We start from the raw sequence: 20,620 nt of genomic DNA on the forward strand, positions 1-20,620 counted from the left end.
ACTCATCAGCGTGAAATGGTTGCGTCTGCAGCGTTCGAGCGACGAATTTCCTGCGGAACCAGCGCTGTGACCCTGCCCCGAAATACGTCGCAATCCGATGAAAAACCTGTGATGCAATGCAGCAAGGCGAATCCGCACGTGCGGCGTATTGGAAAGGGGCGCATCGCTGCACCCTCGACCTGATCCGGACAGTTATTAACCCGACGACGTCGCCCCTCGTTACATCATCGCCGGCACCAATTTCCAGGCCTGCGCAGGCCGCCCCTGCGATCAGTCGGCAGCTGACGGCCTCCAACGGACACGGTCGGCTTACTTCAACCACTTGTCCGAGATAGCCTGATACTCGCCGGTCGCTCGAGCGAGATGCAGCCACTGATCGACGTATTGCTGGAACGCGACATCCCCGCGCGGTAGCAACCAGGCCTTCTCGCCGTACTGGAACGGCTTGTCCGGATGCACCGAGCAGAGGCCGGGATTGAGTTTCTGCTGCAGCAGCGTTTCCGACGCATCCGTCACCATCACGTCCGCCTTGCCCGCGAGGATCTGCTTGAAGATCGTCACGTTGTCCGGATAAACGGTGACGTTCGCGTGCGTGAAGTATTGCTTCGCGAACTTCTCGTTGGTGCCCCCCGGATTGACGATCACTCGTGTGGACGGTTGATCGATCTGCGCGACCGTCTGATATTTGTTGACCTCGTCGCAACGGACGATCGGCGTTTTGCCGTCGATCATGTAAGCCTGTGTGAAGAACGCATGCTTCTGGCGCTCGAGCGTCGGCGACACACCGCCAATGCCGATGTCGCACTTTGCGACGAAGTCGTTCATCAGGTTCGACCACGACGTCTTGACGAACTCGACCTGCACGCCGAGCGACTTCGCGAGCGATTCCGCCATGTCGATATCGATGCCCTCGAAGTGGCCATCGCCCCTGTAGAACGAATACGGCTTGTAGTCGCCGGTAGTGCAAGCGCGCAGCGTGCCGCGGCTGATGATGTCGTCGAGCCTGGACGGCGCGGGCGTGGCGTTTTGCGCGCTGGCTACGCCGACGTGCATCAGGACGCCGGCGAGCGCGCCGAGCATTGCGAGTGCTGCCTTCTTCATCGAGTCTCCCGGTGTGTAGTGTGTAATTCATCGGTAAAGCTGTCGGATAGTAGCTTGGCAGCGCGGGCTTGAACATCGGCCGTTCAGCCAGGGCGACCCGGGCAGCGGAAAGCAGCGACCCTGACCAGTGCGCGCAGTGGCGGCCGGTAGCTGATCGAGGTGCGTCCGAGCTGCTTCCCGCCCGCTTCCCACGACGCGCCGTCGCAACATTGATTACGCCGCGACGCGCGATGTCCGGAGCCGCCTCCGGTAAAATGCTCCTTTGCCCTCAGCTCTTCAGTCGCACGCAACGTGGCCCATCAACTCCTGAACGACACTTTTCTGCGCGCGTTGCTGCGCCAGCCCACCGACTACACGCCAGTCTGGCTGATGCGGCAGGCTGGCCGCTATCTGCCGGAATACAACGCCACGCGCGGCCGCGCGGGCAGTTTCCTCGGTCTCGCGAAGAACCCGGCTTTCGCGACGGAAGTCACCTTGCAGCCCCTCGATCGCTATCCGCTCGACGCCGCGATCCTGTTCTCCGACATCCTGACCGTGCCCGACGCGATGGGCCTCGGTCTCGAGTTCGTCAACGGCGAAGGGCCGAGATTTGCCCGTCCAGTGCGCACCGAAGACGATGTCGCGCGCCTCGCGGTGCCCGACATCGACGCGACACTGCGCTACGTGACCGACGCCGTGCGTGAAATCCGTTCGGCGCTGAAGGACGCTCAAGGCCGCCAGCGCGTGCCTCTGATCGGCTTCTCAGGCAGCCCGTGGACGCTCGCGTGCTACATGGTAGAAGGCGGCGGATCGGCGGACTTTCGCACCGTCAAATCGATGCTGTACGCGCGTCCCGATCTGCTGCAACGGATTCTCGAGGTCAACGCGCGCTCGGTCGCGGCATATCTGAACGCGCAGATCGAAGCCGGCGCGCAAGCGGTGATGATTTTCGACACATGGGGCGGAGCGCTCGCCGATGGCATCTATCAGCGCTTTTCGCTGCGCTACATCGAGCAGGTGGTCAGTCAGCTGAAGCGCGAACACGACGGCGAAAAAGTGCCCGTAATCGCATTCACGAAGGGTGGCGGCCTGTGGCTCGACGACATCGCCGCGAGCGGCGTCGACGCGGTGGGCCTCGACTGGACCGTGAACCTCGGCAAGGCGCGCGAACGTGTCGGTGGCAAGGTGGCGCTTCAGGGCAACATCGATCCGTCGGTGCTGTTTGCGCCGCCTGCCGCGATCCGCATGGAAGCGCGCGCGGTGCTCGACAGTTTCGGCAATCATCCCGGCCACGTTTTCAATCTGGGTCACGGCATTTCACAGTTCACGCCGCCAGAGCATGTTGCTGAACTGGTCGACGAAGTGCATCGTCACAGCCGCGCTATTCGTAGTGGTGCACATACACCCGCGTGAGACTGTAATCATTACCGTTTCTTGTTGCATCGCAGCGAATTGGGCTCTCGCCCTAAGGACCGCAGGTCCGCGAAGAGGCCGCCAGATGGTGGTCTTAGGAAAGTCAAGAGCCGACTTATGCACACTTCGCACGCTGCGGCGCGGCAGAGACTTTAATCGTGCCCCGACCCTTGCACATACTCGGCGCATTTGATCTGAGCCTTGCCCGGCAAGGGTTTGCGGGGCGCGTGATGAAATGTGCGGAACCCCACACAAGGCCGTCGTGACGCCGTTTGCGGCCTGTCGAAGTGAAGTTCTCAACAAAGTTATCCACAGGGCAGCGAGCCGAGCGCAATTGTTCAGTCGAATCCAAAACTTAGCGGTGAAATTAAGGTTTTACTTTAACTTCGACGGCTTCGCGTCCCGTGCGACCCACCCCGCGCCGCGAGCTGGCCTCGTGCCGGCTCATCCTCAGCGCCACGCCGAGTGAACGAAATGTTCGTCCGCGTCGCGCTCGACCATCCGCTGCCGACCCTGTTCGACTACCGCTGCGACATATCCGGGGCGGCTGTCGTAGGCACGCTCGTCAGCGTTCCGTTTGGCAAGCGGCACGTGGTGGGGCTCGTTTGCGAAGTGACCGCTCACAGCGACGTGCCGGCCGAGCGCCTGCGTGATGTGGATCAGGTCTGCACGGCGTGTCCGCCGGTGTCGGCACATTGGCTCGCGCTCGCCGCATTCGCCGCGGACTACTATCAGCGCGGTCTCGGCGAAGTGGCGCTGCCGGGGCTGCCGCAGGCGCTGCGCGACGCGTCGCGCTGGTCGCGGCTGTTCGCGCCGGAAGAGCGCTATCGGTTGACGGCCGAGGGCCGCACGGTATTGCCTGACGCCTTGCCGGCCCGAGCGACGGCGCTCCGAGCGCTCGCTCAAGCACTCGCTCAAGCCGACTTCCTCCTCGCTGCCGACGCCCGCGCGCTGCATCCGAAGGCGCTGGCGACACTCGACACATGGCAGACGGCAGGCTGGGTCACGCTCGATGTGATCGACGCCGCCACGGTGCCCGCCGCCGCGTCGCTGCCGAACATGCCCGCGCCTGCCCTGCCAACCCTCACCGACGAACAGGCGAGTGCCGTCGAAGCGATCCGCGACGCCCACGGCTTCGCGCCGTTCCTGCTGCACGGGGTGACGGGCAGCGGCAAGACCGAAGTGTATCTGCGCGCGCTCGCCGCGATTCTGGCCGGCAAGCCCGATGCGCAAGCGCTCGTGCTGGTACCGGAAATCAACCTGACGCCGCAGTTCGAGGCGGCGTTCCGCGCCCGCTTCGCCGCGCTTGACGCCAGCGCGATCGTCACGCTGCATAGCGGCCTCGCCGAAGGCGAGCGCGCCCGCAACTGGTTCGCCGCGCACACCGGCCGCGCGCGCATCGTGCTCGGCACGCGGCTCGCGGTGCTCGCGTCGCTGCCGCGGCTGGCGATCATCGTCGTCGACGAGGAGCACGATCCGGCCTACAAGCAGCAGGAAGGCTTGCGCTATTCGGCGCGCGATCTCGCGATCTATCGGGCGAAGCAACTCGGCGTGCCGGTCGTGCTTGGCTCGGCGACGCCGTCGCTCGAGAGCTGGTGGCAGGCAGATCAGGGCCGCTACGAGCGGCTCACGCTGTCGCGCCGCGCCGTCGCCGAGGCCGCGCTGCCGAGCGTGCGTCTCATCGATCTCGAAGACGAGCGCCGGCGTGGGCGGGGATCGATCGAAGGTTTGTCGGGCCCGTTGATCGCCGCGATGAAGGCGCGGCTCGAACGCGGCGAGCAGAGCCTCGTGTTCCTCAACCGCCGTGGCTACGCGCCGCAACTCGCCTGCGACGCGTGCGGCTGGGTGGCCGGTTGTCCGCGCTGCAGCGCCTACGTCGTGCTGCACAAGCCCGAGCGCGCGTTGCGCTGCCATCACTGCGGCTGGGAGTCTCGTATCCCGCGTTCGTGCCCGGAGTGCGGCAACGTCGATATCGCACCGCTCGGGCGCGGCACGCAGCGCGTCGAGGAAACGCTTGCGAGCGCGGTGCCGGGCGCCCGCGTGCTGCGTATCGACGCCGACAGCACGCGCCGCAAGGGCAGCGCGCAGCAGTTGTTCTCGGACGTGCACGCGGGCGAGGTCGATATTCTGGTCGGCACGCAGATGATCGCGAAGGGACACGATTTCCAGCGCGTGTCACTGGTTGGCGTGCTGAACGCCGATACCGCGCTGTTTTCGCATGATTTCCGCGCGAGCGAGCGCCTGTTCGCGCAGCTGATGCAGGTGAGCGGCCGCGCGGGCCGCGCCGGTCTGCCGGGCGAAGTGCTGGTGCAGACGCGCTATCCGCGCCACGCGCTATATCACGCGCTGTGCCGTCATGACTACGTCGGCTTCGCCAATGCGACGCTCGCCGAGCGACGCGACGCGCACCTGCCGCCGTTCGTCTACCAAGCGCTGTTGCGCGCCGAAGGCCGCACGCTCGAAGCGGCGCTCGCGTTTCTGCAGCAGGCCGCCGCCGAACTTGCGCGGATTCCTGCCGCCGAGCGCGTCACCGTCTACGACGCAGTGCCGCTCACGATCGTCAAGGTGATGCACGTGCATCGCGCGCAGCTGCTGATCGAAAGCGCGTCGCGCGCGGCGCTGCAGGCTACGCTGCGCGCGTGGCAGCCATTGTTGCGCGCGCTCAAGGGCGTGCTGCGCTGGAATCTCGAAGTCGATCCGCTCGATATCTGACGCCACGGGCCAGATGACGCCCGCCATACTTCTTTGAGTCATATCTATAGAGCGAATGATCGTTTCGCTTTGCGATCCCGCTCGCCTATAGTCGCCAAATCGGCGCATCTTGGGGCTAAACGACAATAACTTCGCGCCGATGCCACTCACCTTTCTCGGGGCATCTGCAATGAGCGACACCCATCACACCGTGCCGGAGGGCGCCGCGCCGGATCAGCGGCAAGGTACACAAGACGCGCAAACCGCACGAGGCAGCGGCTTTTCGCTAACCGAAGACTGGCTCGCCGCTGGCGTCGGCCTGCTCGTGATCGTGATCGCGTGGGCGCTGTTCGCGTCGGGTAGCAGCATCAAGTGGCTCGCGGTCGCGCCGGCCAAATGGTCGAGCGTCGCGCAGGCCGCGCAGGACATCGGCAAGCATCTACCCAACTACCTCGCGCTATTCGCGACATTCGCGGTGCTGTTCGGCGCGAGCGTCGCCCTGCTCCGGCAGCGCGTCGGCGCGTTTCTCGCCGCGTTCATCGTCGTGTTCGTCGCTTCCGCGCTGATTCTGACGCTCGGCGCATGGGTCGACGCGTCCAGGTACAACCTCGAGCCGCCGCTCGTCGCGCTCGCGCTCGGGCTGCTCGTGTCGAATCTGTTCACGCTGCCGGAGTGGCTCGCGACCGGGCTGCGCGTCGAGTTTTACATCAAGGTCGGTATCGTGCTGCTCGGCGCGACGCTGCCGTTCACGCTGCTGGTGTGGGCCGGTCCGGTCGCGGTCGTCCAGGCGAGCATCGTCTCATTGGTAACGTTCTTCGTGATCTTTTTCGTTGCGCGAGCATTCGGACTCGATCGACGCTTTGCCGCCGTGCTCGGTGTCGGCGGCGCGGTGTGCGGCGTGTCGGCGGCGATCGCGATTGCCGGCGCGGTACGGGCGAAGCGCGAGCAGGCGTCGGTCGCGATCACACTGGTCGTGCTGTGGGCGATCGTGATGATCTTCGTGCTGCCGTTCGCGTCGCGCTCGCTCGGACTGCCGACGGCCGTCGCCGGCGCCTGGATCGGCACCTCCGAATTCGCCGACGCCGCGGGCATCGCCGCCGCCCAGGCCTACGGCGATTTCGCGCGCCACGCGGGCGGCGCGATCGCCGGCGCGCCGGAAGCGTCGTTGCAGGCCTTCACGCTGATGAAGGTGGTCGGCCGCGACATCTGGATCGGCATCTGGGCGTTCGTGCTCGCAATCGTCGCGACGACGCGCTGGGAAGCGCAGGACAGCGGCGTCGCCGCGCGCGCGAATGCCGGTGAGATCTGGGCGCGTTTTCCGAAGTTCGTGATCGGCTTCGTGATCGCGTCGGCGTTGGTCACGTGGATCGCGAGCCATTATTCACTCGCCGATTACCGTAAGGTCGTCACGCCGGAATTCGTCGCGCCGATCACGGTGCTGCGCACGTGGGCGTTCACCTTCTGCTTCCTGAGCATCGGTCTGACGACGCGCTTCCGCTCGCTTGCCGCGACCGGTCTGAAGCCGTTCCTCGCGTTCACGGCGGGCGTGGTGGTCAATATCGCGATCGGTTACGCGCTGTCCGCACACGTGTTCGCGTCGTACTGGAACAGCCTCGGATAACGCCGTGAAGATTTCGATGGATCGAGGCGCGGGCGCTGCGCCATACATAGGCGCCGCAGAGCGCAGCAGCGCGGCGGACGCGCCCTGCTGCGCCGGATGCCGGCATCGCGTGAACGAACGGGATGCGCTCGAGCAGCGTATCCCAGGGCTTGCCGTGTTCAGTTCAGGGTTCGGCGCGAGCGTCGCCGATAGCCGGCTGTGTCGTCTGCATGACCAGTTGGTATCGCCCGGCGATGTCTGTGCGCGGTTCGAGCCGGTTGCGCCGTCGCTCGGGCCGCGCTGATCCAACAGTGATCTTCAGGCGCAAATCTCCGCGCCAATCCAGTCGCGAATCCCCACATTCGCGCGCATCCGGCTTCATGAGCCGTTGCGCGCGCTCTCCTGATCTCAGTCGTTCAGCGCGTTTCGCGTATTCTCCGCCGATCCACGCGAGGCCGCGCTCGCACGCTTGCGCTCCTCTTCGCGCCGATTCGAGGCCCTGGTCGCGCCTCGAATGAAAAACACCGCACAGGCCGCGCACATCGCCCAGATGCCCAGTATTACCAGCCACTTTTCCATTACACCAACCCTCGGGAACCCCGTTTATCTTTTCTGCGTGCCCTGAAACCGACGTTTCGGGCCGTCCGTCTTCGTGCTTCTGTATATCGGCGCGCGAAGTCGTTTGATAAGGCTTATTTCAAAAAGAATCACGCCAGGGAAAATACCGATCGAAAACACCCCGGTTCGACTGGCGGTCACCGCCCGGAAACCCATGTTCCATAGGGCTTCCGGTGGGGTGCAACCAACCTGCCGATTTGGTTGCACCTTTTTATTTGGAGGCGTACGATTCGCCCAACTTTTAGTCTTTCGCCAGGCTCGCGCCCGGTATCAAAGAAGGAAACATGGCTAGCACCACTCTTGGCGTCAAGGTCGACGACCTCCTGCGTTCCCGGCTCAAAGATGCCGCCACCCGCCTCGAGCGCACCCCGCACTGGTTGATCAAGCAGGCGATTTTCGCCTACCTCGAAAAGATCGAGCACGGCCAGTTGCCGGCCGAACTGTCAGGCGCGACCGGCACGGCCGATCTCGCCGACGGCGCGGCGGTCGAGAACGACGAAGACGGCGCGTCCCATCCGTTCCTCGATTTCGCGCAGAACGTGCAACCGCAGTCGGTGTTGCGCGCGGCGATCACCGCCGCGTATCGCCGCCCTGAACCTGAGTGCGTGCCGTTCCTGCTCGGCCAGGCGCGTCTGCCGGCCAACCTCGCCGGCGACGTGCAGGCGATGGCCGGCAAGCTCGTCGAAACGCTGCGCTCGAAGAGCAAGGGCGGCGGCGTCGAAGGGCTGATCCACGAGTTTTCGCTGTCGAGCCAGGAAGGCGTCGCGCTGATGTGCCTCGCCGAGGCGCTGCTGCGCATCCCCGACCGCGCGACCCGCGACGCGCTGATCCGCGACAAGATCAGCAAGGGCGACTGGAAATCGCACGTCGGCCAGGCCCCGTCGCTGTTCGTCAACGCGGCGACCTGGGGCCTGATGATCACCGGCAAGCTGGTGACGACCAATAGCGAGACGAGCTTGTCGTCGGCGCTCACGCGCCTGATCGGCAAGGGCGGCGAGCCGCTGATCCGCAAGGGCGTCGACATGGCGATGCGCTTGATGGGCGAGCAGTTCGTGACCGGCGAGAACATTTCCGAAGCGCTCGCGAACAGCCGCAAGTACGAGGCGCGCGGTTTCCGCTATTCATACGACATGCTCGGCGAAGCGGCCACCACCGAGGCCGACGCGCAGCGCTATTACGCGTCGTACGAGCAGGCGATCCACGCGATCGGCAAGGCCGCGGGCGGCCGCGGCATCTACGAGGGCCCCGGCATCTCGATCAAGCTGTCGGCGCTGCACCCGCGCTACTCGCGCGCGCAGCAGGAACGCACGATGAGCGAGCTGCTGCCGCGCGTGCGTTCGCTGGCGATCCTCGCGCGCCGCTATGACATCGGCCTCAATATCGACGCCGAAGAAGCCGACCGCCTCGAACTGTCGCTGGATCTGCTCGAAGCGCTGTGCTTCGATCCGGAGCTGCAAGGCTGGAACGGCATCGGCTTCGTCGTGCAGGCGTATCAGAAGCGCTGCCCGTTCGTGATCGACTACCTGATCGATCTGGCGCGCCGCAGCCGTCACCGTGTCATGGTGCGGCTCGTGAAGGGCGCGTATTGGGATACGGAAATCAAGCGCGCACAGGTCGACGGCCTCGAAGGCTATCCGGTCTACACGCGCAAGGTCTACACCGACGTGTCGTACCTCGCCTGCGCGAAGAAACTGCTCGGCGCGCCCGATGCCGTCTATCCGCAGTTCGCGACGCACAACGCGCACACGCTGTCGGCGATCTATCAGCTCGCAGGCAACAACTACTACCCCGGCCAGTACGAGTTCCAGTGCCTGCACGGCATGGGCGAGCAGCTCTACGAAGAAGTCACCGGCCGCGACAAGCTGAACCGCCCGTGCCGCGTGTACGCACCGGTCGGTACGCACGAGACGCTGCTCGCGTACCTCGTGCGCCGGCTGCTCGAGAACGGCGCGAACACGTCGTTCGTGAACCGCATCGCCGACGAATCCGTCGCGATCAAGGACCTGGTCGCCGATCCGGTCGAGGAAGCGTCGAGAATCGTGCCGCTCGGCGCGCCGCATGCGCGCATTCCGCTGCCGCGCAATCTGTATGGCTCGGAACGGCTCAATTCGATGGGCTTCGATCTGTCGAACGAGCATCGGCTCGCGTCGCTGTCGTCGGCGCTGCTCGCGAGCGCGCATCATCCGTGGCGCGCCGCGCCGATGCTCGAAGACAACCAGATCGCGGTTGGCGCTGGGCGCGACGTGCGCAACCCGGCCGACCAGCGTGATCTCGTCGGCACGGTCGTCGAAGCGACGGCGGAGCATGTGAGCGCCGCGCTCGGCCATGCGGTGGCCGCTGCGCCGATCTGGCAGGCGACGCCGGTCGAGGCGCGCGCGGACTGCCTCGCGCGTGCCGCGGATCTGCTCGAAGCGCAGATGCACACGCTGATGGGCCTCGTGGTGCGCGAAGCGGGCAAATCGCTCGCCAACGCGGTCGCGGAAATCCGCGAAGCGATCGACTTCCTGCGCTACTACTCGACGCAGATCCGCGACGAGTTTTCGAACGACACGCATCGGCCGCTCGGTCCGGTGGTCTGTATTAGCCCGTGGAATTTCCCGCTGGCGATTTTCATGGGCCAGGTGGCCGCCGCGCTCGCGGCCGGCAACACGGTGCTCGCGAAACCGGCCGAGCAGACGCCGCTGATCGCAGCTCAAGCGGTGCGAATTCTGCGCGAAGCGGGCGTGCCGGCGGGCGCGGTGCAACTGCTGCCGGGCAATGGCGAGACGGTCGGAGCCGCGCTGGTCGCCGATCCGCGCACGCGTGCGGTGATGTTTACCGGCTCGACCGAAGTCGCGCGTCTGATCAACAAGACGCTGTCCGGCCGACTCGATCCGGATGGCAAGCCGATTCCGCTGATCGCCGAAACTGGCGGCCAGAACGCGATGATCGTCGACTCGTCGGCGCTCGCCGAGCAGGTCGTCGCCGACGTGCTGCAGTCGTCTTTCGACTCCGCCGGTCAACGGTGTTCGGCGTTGCGCGTTCTTTGTTTGCAGGACGATGTCGCGGACCGCACGCTCGAAATGCTGACGGGCGCGATGCGCGAGCTCGCGCTCGGCAACCCGGATCGGCTGTCGACCGACGTCGGCCCGGTGATCGACCTGGACGCGAAGCGCGGCATCGACGCCCACATCGCGGCGATGCGCGACAAGGGCCGCAAGGTCGAGCAACTGCCGCTGCCGGAGGGCGCGACGCAGGGTACTTTCGTGCCGCCGACGCTGATCGAGCTCGACAGCATCGACGAGCTGAAGCGCGAAGTGTTCGGTCCGGTGCTGCACGTGGTGCGCTACCGCCGCAGCCAGCTCGACAAGCTGCTCGAACAGATTCGCGCGACGGGTTACGGTTTGACGCTCGGCATCCACACGCGCATCGACGAAACGATCGCGCACGTGATCAGCCGCGCACACGTAGGCAACATCTACGTGAACCGCAACGTGATCGGCGCGGTGGTCGGGGTGCAGCCGTTCGGCGGCGAAGGACTGTCGGGTACGGGGCCGAAGGCCGGCGGTGCGTTATATCTGCAGCGTCTGCTCGCAACGCGTCCGGCTGGTTTGCCGAAGTCGCTCGCGCAGGCGCTGGTGGTCGAAGTACCGCAGGCGGCAGAAAAGGGCGACAATCCGGCGGCCGCGCTGAGCGCGTTGCGCGACTGGCTGATCGCCGAGCGCGAGCCGCAGCTCGCCGCGCGTTGCGACGGCTATCTGTCGCATGTGCCGGCGGGCGCGACCGCGGTACTGTCGGGGCCGACCGGCGAGCGCAATACGTACACGCTGGGCCCGCGCGGCACGGTGCTGTGTATCGCGTCGACGGCGAGCGGCGCGGGCGTGCAGTTCGCGGCGGCGCTGGCTACGGGAAATCGTGCGTTGTTCGAGGGCGCGGCCGGTGAACAATTGGTTTCGCAATTGCCGGCGTCGCTGAAGGCCCACGCGAGCGTGAAGAAGAGCGCCGACGCGCCGTTCGACGCCGTGCTGTTCGAAGGCGACAGCGATGAACTGCTCGCGCTCGTGAAGGAAGTCGCGAAGCGTCCGGGGCCGATCGTGTCGGTGCAGGGCGTCGCGGCCCGTGCGCTCGCGAGCGGCGACGAGGACTATGCGCTCGAGCGTCTGCTCACCGAGCGCTCGGTCAGCGTGAATACCGCGGCGGCAGGCGGCAATGCGAATTTGATGACGATCGGTTGAGCGAACCTCGGCGATTTATTCAATAGAAAGGAAGCGGCACGGCGACCCCGATACCGCTTCATCCACACCTGGTATCAAGGAGAAGCTATGCAACACAAAATGAAACAGCTGGCAGGCGCAGCTCTGGTTGCCGCCATGTCGCTGGCGGGGACGGCCAACGCTCAATCGACGGAAGACGTGAAGATCGGTTTCGCCGGTCCGATGACGGGCGCACAGGCGCACTATGGCAAGGACTTCCAGAACGGCATCACGCTCGCGGTCGAAGAGTTCAACGCGACGAAGCCTGTGATCGGCGGCAAGCAGGTTCACATCGTGCTCGACTCGGCCGACGACCAGGCCGACCCGCGCACCGGCACGACGGTCGCGCAGAAGCTCGTGGATGACGGCATCAAGGGCATGCTGGGCCACTTCAACTCGGGCACGACGATTCCGGCCTCGCGCATCTACGCGAACGCGGGCATTCCGCAGATCGCAATGGCGACCGCGCCGGAATACACGCAGCAGGGCTTCAAGACCACCTTCCGCATGATGACGTCCGACACGCAGCAAGGCTCGGTCGCTGGCACGTTCGCGGTGAAGAACCTCGGCATGAAGAAGATCGCGATCGTCGACGATCGCACCGCTTACGGCCAGGGTCTTGCGGATCAGTTCGAGAAGGCTGCGAAGGCGGCAGGCGCGACGATCGTCGATCGTGAATACACGAACGACAAGGCCGTCGACTTCAAGTCGATCCTGACCAAGCTTAAGTCGTCGAACCCGGATCTGATCTATTACGGCGGCGCGGATTCGCAAGCAGCACCGATGGTCAAGCAGATGAAGCAGCTCGGCGTGAAGGCGCCGCTGATGGGCGGCGAAATGGTCCACACGCCGACCTTCATCAAACTCGCCGGCGACGCGGCGAACGGCACGGTGGCCTCGCTCGCCGGTCTGCCGCTCGAAGAAATGCCGGGCGGCAAGGCATACGTCGAGAAGTACAAGGCGCGCTTCAACGAAGACGTGCAAACGTACTCGCCGTACGCGTTCGACGGCGCGATGGCGATGTTCACCGCGATGAAGAACGCGAACTCGACCGATCCTGCCAAGTACCTGCCGGTGCTCGCCAAGACGTCGAAGCCGGCCGTGACGTCGGCCGACCTCGCGTACGACGCGCGCGGCGATCTGAAGAACGGCGGTATCACGCTGTACAAGGTCGTCGATGGCAAGTGGACGACGCTGCAAAGCGTGGGCGGCAAGTAAGTTTTTTGCTGACTACGGTTGATAATAGAAAACCCCGCTCTGGCGGGGTTTTTATATGGGCGGCGCATTCGACACGCTGTCAGGCCACGTGGCGATTTTCACTGCCCGCGCATCCTCCTCCCCTGCTCACGAATCATCTCAAGCGTCGCTGCGGGCGTGCTCGCTTCCTGCGGCATGCGAATTTCGATCACGGCCGGCAGCTGCGATTCGATCGCGCGTTGCAACGCCGGCAGAAAATCCCCGGTACGTTCAACGGTTTCGCCATGCGCGCCGAACGATCGCGCGAATGCCGCGAAGTCCGGATTCGTGAGGCCGGTGCCATGCACGCGATGCGGATAGTGTCGCTCCTGATGCATGCGGATCGTCCCGAACTGGCTGTTGTTGACGACGATGAACAGCACGCGCAGGTCGTACTGCATCGCTGTCGCGAGCTCCTGCGCGGCCATCATGAAGCAGCCGTCGCCGGCGAGTGCGACCACCGCGCGCTGTGGATACAGCGACTTCGCCGCGAGCGCCGCCGGCACGCCGTAGCCCATCGCGCCGCTCGTCGGCGCGAGCTGAGAACGGAAGTGCCGATACGAGAAATGCCGATGCAGCCACGTCGCGTAATTGCCCGCGCCGTTCGTGAGGATCGCGTCGTCGGGCAAGTGGGCGCGTAACTGCTGGATCACTTCGCCCATCTGCACGTCGCCGGGAATTGGGCGCGGCTTGCGCCAATCCAGATACGCGCGATGCGCTTCTTCAGCGGCACCCGCCCAGGCGAGCCTGCCGGACGACGACGGTTTCAGTTCCGCAAGCATCGCCGCAAGCTCAGGCATGCCCGAGACGATCGGCAGATCGGCCGCATATACGCGGCCCAGTTCTTCTGCGCCCTGATGCACGTGCACGAGCGTCTGCTTCGTCTTCGGGATGTCGAGCAGCGTGTAGCCGTTGGTCGTCGCTTCGCCGAGGCGCGGACCGAGCGCGAGCAGCAAGTCCGCGTCGCGAATGCGTTGAGCGAGCGCCGGATTGACGCCGAGACCGACGTCGCCCGCGTAGTTCGGATGCTCGTTGTCGAAGGTGTCCTGGAAGCGGAACGCGAGGCCAATCGGCAACTGCCAGTTTTCGATGAAACGCAGCAGGTCCGCGCATGCGGCCTCTGTCCAGCCGCTGCCGCCGGCGATCACCATCGGCCGTTGCGCGCCTTCGAGCAACTCGCGCAGCTTCGCGATCTGCGCGGCCGATGGCGACGCCGCCACGCGGTGATAAGCGGGTGCGCCAGGTACCGCGTCGCAGGCATCGCTCAGCACGTCTTCGGGCAGCGCCAGCACGACCGGCCCCGGGCGGCCCGACGTAGCCGTGTGAAACGCATGGCTCAGATATTCGGGGATGCGCTTCGGGTCGTCGATCTGCGCGACCCACTTCGCCATCTGACCGAACATGCGTCGGTAGTCGATCTCCTGAAATGCCTCGCGATCGAGATGTTCGCGCGCGCACTGACCGATCAGCAGAATCATCGGCGTGGAGTCCTGAAACGCAGTGTGAACGCCGATCGACGCATGCGTCGCGCCCGGCCCGCGCGTGACTAGCGCGACACCCGGGCGGCCGGTCAGCTTGCCGAGCGCTTCGGCCATGTTCGCGGCCGCGGCTTCGTGACGGCAGACGATCGTCTGGATGCGCCCGGTTTCGTCGTGCAGCGAATCGAGCACGGCGAGAAAGCTTTCGCCGGGGACGCAGAACACGCGCTCGACGCCGTGTGTGAGCAACGCCTCGACGACGAGGCGCGCGCCGGTTGTGCGTGCGGTATGGGAAGCGATGACGGAATTGGCAGCGGAATCGGCAGCGGGAGCATTCGGCAGCGACATTGCGAAGAAGCCTCCTGGCAGTGCGTGGGTGCGTTGGGATGGAGCCGCATCGGCGGAACGTGCAACAGCGGCCGATGGGCGCTTCGACAGCTTACGCCGAGCACGTGGGCGTTGTCATGGCGCAGCGCAACTGTTCGATCGGCGTGCGCGCAACGCGATTGCGCAAATGAAAACGCGAGCCGCAGGGCCCGCGCTTTTCCGATGCGATCGCACGCAATTGAATGCCGCGTTCAACGACTCAACACTCGACGATATTTACCGCGAGTCCGCCGCGCGACGTTTCCTTGTACTTGGTCTTCATGTCCGCGCCGGTTTCGCGCATCGTCTTGATCACCGAATCGAGCGACACGTAGTGGCTGCCGTCGCCGCGCAACGCCATGCGCGCGGCATTGACCGCCTTCACCGATGCCATCGCGTTGCGCTCGATGCACGGAATCTGCACCATGCCGCCGACCGGATCGCAGGTGAGCCCGAGGTTGTGCTCCATGCCGATTTCCGCGGCGTTCTCGACCTGCTTCGGCGTGCCGCCCATCACGGCGGCCAGCGCGCCCGCGGCCATCGAGCATGCGACGCCGACTTCGCCCTGACAGCCCACCTCCGCACCGGAGATCGACGCATTTAGCTTGTACAGGATGCCGATCGCGGCGGCCGTCATCAGGAAGTCGATCACGCCCTGCTCGTTCGCGTCCGGCATGAAGCGCGTGTAGTAATGCAGCACCGCCGGAATGATGCCGGCCGCGCCATTGGTCGGCGCGGTGACGACGCGCCCGCCGGCCGCGTTCTCTTCGTTGACGGCGATCGCGTACAGGTTGATCCAGTCGACCATGGACAGCGGATCCTGCAACGCGCGCTCAGGGTTGCCCGTCAACGCGCGATAGAGCTGCGGCGCGCGCCGCTTCACCTGGAAAGGTCCGGGCAAGTGACCATCGGCATCGGGATTGTTGATGCCGCATCCGCGCGCGACGCATGATTGCATCACGTCCCAGATCTTCAGCAGACCCGCGCGCGTCTCTTCCTCGCTGTGCCAGACGCGCTCGTTTTCCCACATCAGCTGCGCGATGCTCTTGCCGCTCGCCGCACACAGCGCGAGCAATTCGTTGCCGGTACGGAACGAATGCGGAAGCTGATCGACGGCGCTCAATACCTTCGTGTTCGGCGCGCCGGCCGTCACGACGAAGCCGCCGCCGACCGACAGATAGGTCGACTCGCGCAGCGTTGCCCCTTGCGCGTCGAAGGCGAACAGCTTCAGGCCGTTCGGGTGCTCGGGCAGCGCCTGACGATAAAACGCGATGTGCTCTTTCTGCACGAAGGGCACCTCGTGCGTGCCGAGCAGCGCGAGTTGGCGCGACGTGCGCACTGCTTCGAGCCGTTGTGCGATCGTCTCGGGATCGACGGTGTCGGGCGCGTCGCCCATCAGGCCCAGCATGACGCCGCGATCGGTGCCGTGTCCCTTGCCGGTCGCGCCGAGCGAGCCGTACAGCTCCGCTTTCACGGATGCGGTGGAAGCGAGCAGCCCGTCGCGCTCGAGTCCCTGGACGAACATCAGCGCCGCGCGCATCGGCCCGACCGTGTGCGAGCTCGACGGACCAATGCCGATTTTGAAGAGATCGAAGACGCTGACTGCCATGTACTGCTCCCTGCCTATAGATAAAGAGTTTAGCGCGCCGGCAGCGGCAAGCACACGGCGAGCCACGCGGGTGGCGTGGGTGCGAGCTGCAGGGCGACTGGCGTAAAGCGTCCGTCGAGACGGGCCGCCAGGTGAAACAGTTCCGTCGCGTTCTTCGGATCCCACTGACCCGAATAGCCGGGCAAGCCGGCCTCGCGACGTTTTGTATCGAACGCGGCGTTCGAATGCACGAATTCCTCATGCGTCCGGCCGCCGGTAGCAAACGGCACGAGCCAATTCAGCGCGGCGAGCAGCGTCGCGCCGTTCGCGCCCTTTTCTTGCAGCCAGTTGCGGTTGTGGCGGCGCGCCGCGAGCGCGGCCGTCACCAGCGGTTGCAGATCGTAGGTCACGTAGTGCAGCGCATCGCGCTCGCCGAAGTCGATCGTCGAGCCGTCCGGGGCGATGTTGTCGCCGATATGCTCGACGAACAGCCGCTGCGCGGCGTTGATCATTTTGCGGTTGTCGAGCGTGAATGCCGCCATCGCGATCAGCTTGATGCGGTGGCTTTGCCAATTGTTGCGGAACGTGCCCGTGAGCGGCCGCGGCTGCGCGTCGATCTGCGCGATGTAGCCGTTCGCGAGCTTCGTCAGAAACGCCATCGCCGCGTTGCGCGTTTTGACGGGCAACGCGCTCGCGGTCATGTCGTACGCGAGGATCAGACCTTCGAAACGCGTTTCGTCGATCGGATTGAAGCTCGGCTGATAGGTCGTGACCCACGCGTACAGCAGACGGTCGACGAGCTTCAGGAAGCGGTCGTCGCTGGTCGCGCGCCACGCGAGCGCGGCGTCGCGCAGCAGGTCGAGATCCTTCTCCGCCTCGACGCTCTGATCGTAGATGCCCTCGTGCGGCAGCGTGCCCTCGGTGTGCAATTTGGCGAGCGCATGCGGCTGCTCGTTCAGATGTGCCTGCACGTTGGCGACGAGCGCCTTGACGCCGGGATCGGCATTGGTGCGCTCGCTCGTTTGCAGCGCCGGCGCCGCGCAGAAATTCATCGCGGCCTGCGCCGCGCGCAGCGGCAGCAACGCGGCCGCTAGGGCCAACAGTACCGCGTAAGCGGGCCGCCACGGACGGACGCCTGCCGCCTCGGCCCGGCTTTGCATCAATCGCACCTTTCGCGCCATGCGAAACTCCTCGTTAGGCTGATTCGGTGTGTGATGTTAGCCGGTTGCGGCTTTCAACGACAGGACCGCGGGTGGACCGCTCGCAAACGCCGACGGACCTTCACGGCGCCGCGCATGACGTCTCGCCGACTCGCGCTGCTTACTCGTAATCGGCGATCGGCACGCACGAGCAGAACAGGTTGCGATCGCCGTACACGTTGTCCGCGCGACCGACCGGCGGCCAGTACTTATTCGCGATCAGCGTCTTCAGCGGGTAGGCGGCGGTCTCGCGCGCATACGCATGCTTCCAGTCGTCAGAAATCACGACCGCCGCCGTGTGCGGCGCGTGCTTCAGCGGATTGTCCTCGCGGTCGGCGCGGCCTTCCTCGACCGCGCGGATTTCCTCGCGGATCGCGATCATCGCCTCGATGAAGCGGTCGAGCTCTTCCTTCGACTCCGACTCGGTCGGTTCGACCATCAGCGTGCCCGGTACCGGGAAGCTCATCGTCGGCGCGTGGAAGCCATAGTCGGCGAGGCGCTTCGCGACGTCGTCGACGGTGATGCCGCTCGTGTCCTTGATCGGACGCAGATCGAGAATGCACTCGTGTGCGACGAGGCCGCCCGGGCCCGAGTACAACACCGGATAGTGCGGCGCGAGCTTGTTGGCGACGTAGTTCGCGTTGAGGATCGCGGTTTCGGTCGCGGCGGTCAGGTTCTTCGCGCCCATCATCGCGATGTACATCCACGAGATCGGCAAGATCGACGCCGAGCCGTACGGCGCGGCCGACACCGCGCCGATGCCATCGTCCGCGCGCTGGTAGCCCGACGAGGTCTGGTTCGGCAGGAACTGCGCGAGATGCGCGCCGACCGCGACCGGACCGACGCCCGGTCCGCCGCCGCCGTGCGGAATGCAGAAGGTCTTGTGCAGGTTCAGGTGCGAGACGTCGCCGCCGAACTGACCCGGCGCGCACAGGCCGACCATCGCGTTCATGTTCGCGCCGTCCACGTACACCTGGCCGCCGTGCGCATGCACGATCTCGCAGATTTCGCGGACGTTCTGTTCGAACACGCCGTGCGTCGACGGGTACGTGATCATGATCGCCGCGAGCTTATCGGCGTGCTGCGCGGCCTTCTTCTTCAGGTCTTCGATATCGACGTTGCCCTGCGCGTCGCATGCGACGACCACGACCTGCATGCCGGCCATTTGCGCCGACGCCGGGTTCGTGCCGTGCGCCGAGGCGGGAATCAGGCAGACATCGCGATGCGCTTCGCCGCGCGACGCGTGATAGGCGTGGATGATCAAAAGACCCGCGTACTCGCCCTGCGAGCCCGCGTTCGGCTGCAGCGACACGGCCGCATAGCCGGTCGCGGCGACCAGCATTTCTTCGAGCTGGTCGATCATCTCGCGGTAGCCGACGGTCTGTTCGGTCGGTGCGAACGGATGGATCTGGCCGAACTCGGGCCACGTGACCGGCAGCATTTCCGACGTCGCATTCAGCTTCATCGTGCAGGAGCCGAGCGGGATCATCGAGCGATCGAGCGCGAGGTCCTTGTCCGACAGACTGCGCAGATAGCGCAGCATTTCCGTTTCCGAATGATGACGGTTGAACACGTGATGCGTCAGGTACGCGCTCGTGCGTTCGAGCGCGGCCGGCACCGACGCAGAGTTCGATGCGTTGAGCGCGACGTCGAGCGCGTCGACTTGCGGCACGTCGCTCGTGAAGGCCGCTTGAGCGAACACCGCGAGCAGGTCGGCCAGATCGTGGCGCGTGGTGGTTTCGTCGATCGACAGGCCGACTTGCGTCGCGCTCACGTGGCGCAGGTTGATGCGCCTGGCCGTAGCCGCGTCGTGCAGCGCTTGCGTGCGGGCGCCGGTGTCGAACGTGAGCGTGTCGAAGAAAGTTTCGTTGACGAGCTTATAGCCAAGCTGCTTCGCGCCTTCGGCGAGCAGCGTGGCGATGCGATTGACGCGCAGTGCGATCGTCTTCAGGCCACGCGGGCCGTGATAGACCGCGTACATGCTCGCCATGATCGCGAGCAGCGCCTGCGCGGTGCACACGTTCGAGGTCGCCTTCTCGCGGCGGATGTGCTGCTCGCGCGTTTGCAGCGCGAGACGCAGCGCGGGGTTGCCTTGCGCGTCGACGGTTACGCCGACCAGACGTCCCGGCATTTGCCGCTTGAATTCGTCGCGCACCGCGAGGTACGCGGCATGCGGGCCGCCGAAGCCGACCGGCACGCCGAAACGCTGCGTATTGCCGACCGCGACGTCCGCGCCCCATTCGCCCGGCGGCGTAAGCAGCGTCAGCGCGAGCAGGTCGGCGGCGACGACGACATGGCCGCCCGCCGCGTGGATCGCTTCGGTCAGCGCGCGGTAGTCGCGCACGTCGCCGTTCACGCCCGGGTATTGCAGCAGCACGCCGAATGCGTTGGCGTCGGCGGCTTCAGCGGCCGTGCCGACTTTCACTTCGATGCCGACCGGCGTCGCGCGCGTCTTCACGACTTCGATGGTCTGCGGCAGCACGTCGTCGGCAACGAAGAACACGTTCGACTTCGGCTTGCCGACGCGTTGCAGCAGCGTCATCGCTTCGGCGGCGGCGCTCGCTTCGTCGAGCAGCGATGCGTTCGAGATCGCGAGGCCGGTCAGGTCGGTGACCATCTGCTGGAAGTTCAGGAGCGCTTCCAGACGGCCTTGGGAAATTTCAGGCTGGTACGGCGTGTACGCGGTGTACCACGCCGGATTTTCGAGCACGTTGCGCAGGATCACCGTCGGCGTATGGGCGTTGTAATAGCCCTGGCCGATGTAGGAGCGGAACACCTGGTTCTTGTCCGCGAGCTCGCGCAAGGCGGCGAGCGCTTCGGCTTCGCTCTTCGGTTGCGCGAACGGGCCGAGCGGCAGCGTTTCGGTGCGGCGGATCGTCTTCGGGATGACGGCGTCGATCAATGCCGCGCGCGACGCGAAGCCGAGTGCTTCGAGCATCGCTTGCTGGTCGGCCGTATCCGGGCCGATATGACGTTCGGCGAAGGCGTCGTGCACTTCGAGCGCGGCGAGCGAGAGAGGAGTGCGGTTCATCAGACGATCCGGGTGTTCGAGCTTCATGGGTGTTCCTGGCGGCGCGGCGCGCCGTTGTGCGAGCGCCGCGCCTGACGGTTAAAACAAA

Annotated in this window: 11 protein-coding genes; 6 read left to right on the plus strand and 5 right to left on the minus strand. The window is 65.5% G+C overall.

Annotated elements, in window-relative coordinates; all coding sequences use genetic code 11:
* Positions 1 to 309: 309 nt before the first annotated feature.
* The gene (locus HDG39_RS03040; protein ID WP_184003097.1) at positions 310 to 1,101 is read right to left on the minus strand and encodes a transporter substrate-binding domain-containing protein; all 792 of its coding nucleotides are present in this window, start codon (positions 1,099 to 1,101) and stop codon (positions 310 to 312) included.
* A 291-nt stretch (positions 1,102 to 1,392) separates the two neighbouring features.
* Between HDG39_RS03040 and hemE the strand changes: the two genes are divergently transcribed.
* The 6 genes from hemE (at position 1,393) to HDG39_RS03070 (ending at position 12,852) form a co-directional block, all read left to right on the plus strand.
* The gene (hemE, locus tag HDG39_RS03045) at positions 1,393 to 2,493 is read left to right on the plus strand and encodes a uroporphyrinogen decarboxylase (RefSeq protein ID WP_184003099.1); all 1,101 of its coding nucleotides are present in this window, start codon (positions 1,393 to 1,395) and stop codon (positions 2,491 to 2,493) included.
* A 474-nt stretch (positions 2,494 to 2,967) separates the two neighbouring features.
* A complete protein-coding gene (locus HDG39_RS03050) occupies positions 2,968 to 5,205 on the plus strand; it encodes a primosomal protein N' (RefSeq protein WP_184003101.1) in 2,238 nt (745 codons plus the stop codon).
* Positions 5,206 to 5,374: 169 nt separating this feature from the next.
* The gene (locus tag HDG39_RS03055; RefSeq protein WP_184003103.1) at positions 5,375 to 6,805 is read left to right on the plus strand and encodes a YeiH family protein; all 1,431 of its coding nucleotides are present in this window, start codon (positions 5,375 to 5,377) and stop codon (positions 6,803 to 6,805) included.
* Positions 6,806 to 6,914: 109 nt separating this feature from the next.
* Positions 6,915 to 7,088 carry a hypothetical protein gene (locus HDG39_RS03060; protein WP_260327494.1) on the plus strand — a complete coding sequence of 58 codons (174 nt, stop codon included), beginning with the start codon at positions 6,915 to 6,917 and terminating at the stop codon, positions 7,086 to 7,088.
* 598 nt (positions 7,089 to 7,686) lie between these two features.
* Positions 7,687 to 11,616: a trifunctional transcriptional regulator/proline dehydrogenase/L-glutamate gamma-semialdehyde dehydrogenase gene (gene putA, locus HDG39_RS03065; RefSeq protein ID WP_184003105.1), complete on the plus strand. Its 3,930-nt coding sequence runs from the start codon at positions 7,687 to 7,689 to the stop codon at positions 11,614 to 11,616.
* A gap of 87 nt (positions 11,617 to 11,703) precedes the next feature.
* Positions 11,704 to 12,852: a branched-chain amino acid ABC transporter substrate-binding protein gene (locus HDG39_RS03070; RefSeq protein ID WP_184003107.1), complete on the plus strand. Its 1,149-nt coding sequence runs from the start codon at positions 11,704 to 11,706 to the stop codon at positions 12,850 to 12,852.
* Between the two features lie 98 nt (positions 12,853 to 12,950).
* On the opposite strand, the gene HDG39_RS03075 is transcribed toward HDG39_RS03070, so the two are convergent.
* The 4 genes from HDG39_RS03075 to gcvP all read right to left on the minus strand — a co-directional run bounded on the left by HDG39_RS03075 (position 12,951) and on the right by gcvP (position 20,559).
* Positions 12,951 to 14,696, minus strand: a complete 1,746-nt coding sequence (locus HDG39_RS03075) for a thiamine pyrophosphate-binding protein (protein ID WP_184003109.1) — start codon at positions 14,694 to 14,696, stop codon at positions 12,951 to 12,953.
* Positions 14,697 to 14,934: 238 nt separating this feature from the next.
* Positions 14,935 to 16,323 (minus strand): L-serine ammonia-lyase, encoded by a 1,389-nt coding sequence (locus tag HDG39_RS03080; RefSeq protein ID WP_184003111.1) that lies wholly within the window; start codon positions 16,321 to 16,323, stop codon positions 14,935 to 14,937.
* Positions 16,324 to 16,352: 29 nt separating this feature from the next.
* Positions 16,353 to 17,483 carry an alginate lyase family protein gene (locus tag HDG39_RS03085; protein WP_184003113.1) on the minus strand — a complete coding sequence of 377 codons (1,131 nt, stop codon included), beginning with the start codon at positions 17,481 to 17,483 and terminating at the stop codon, positions 16,353 to 16,355.
* A 139-nt stretch (positions 17,484 to 17,622) separates the two neighbouring features.
* Positions 17,623 to 20,559, minus strand: coding sequence for an aminomethyl-transferring glycine dehydrogenase (gcvP, locus tag HDG39_RS03090; protein ID WP_184003115.1), 2,937 nt, complete (start codon positions 20,557 to 20,559; stop codon positions 17,623 to 17,625).
* Positions 20,560 to 20,620 lie beyond the last annotated feature (61 nt).

The organism is Paraburkholderia lebeckiae, assembly GCF_014201005.1.
Classification (GTDB): Bacteria; Pseudomonadota; Gammaproteobacteria; order Burkholderiales; family Burkholderiaceae; genus Paraburkholderia; species Paraburkholderia tuberum.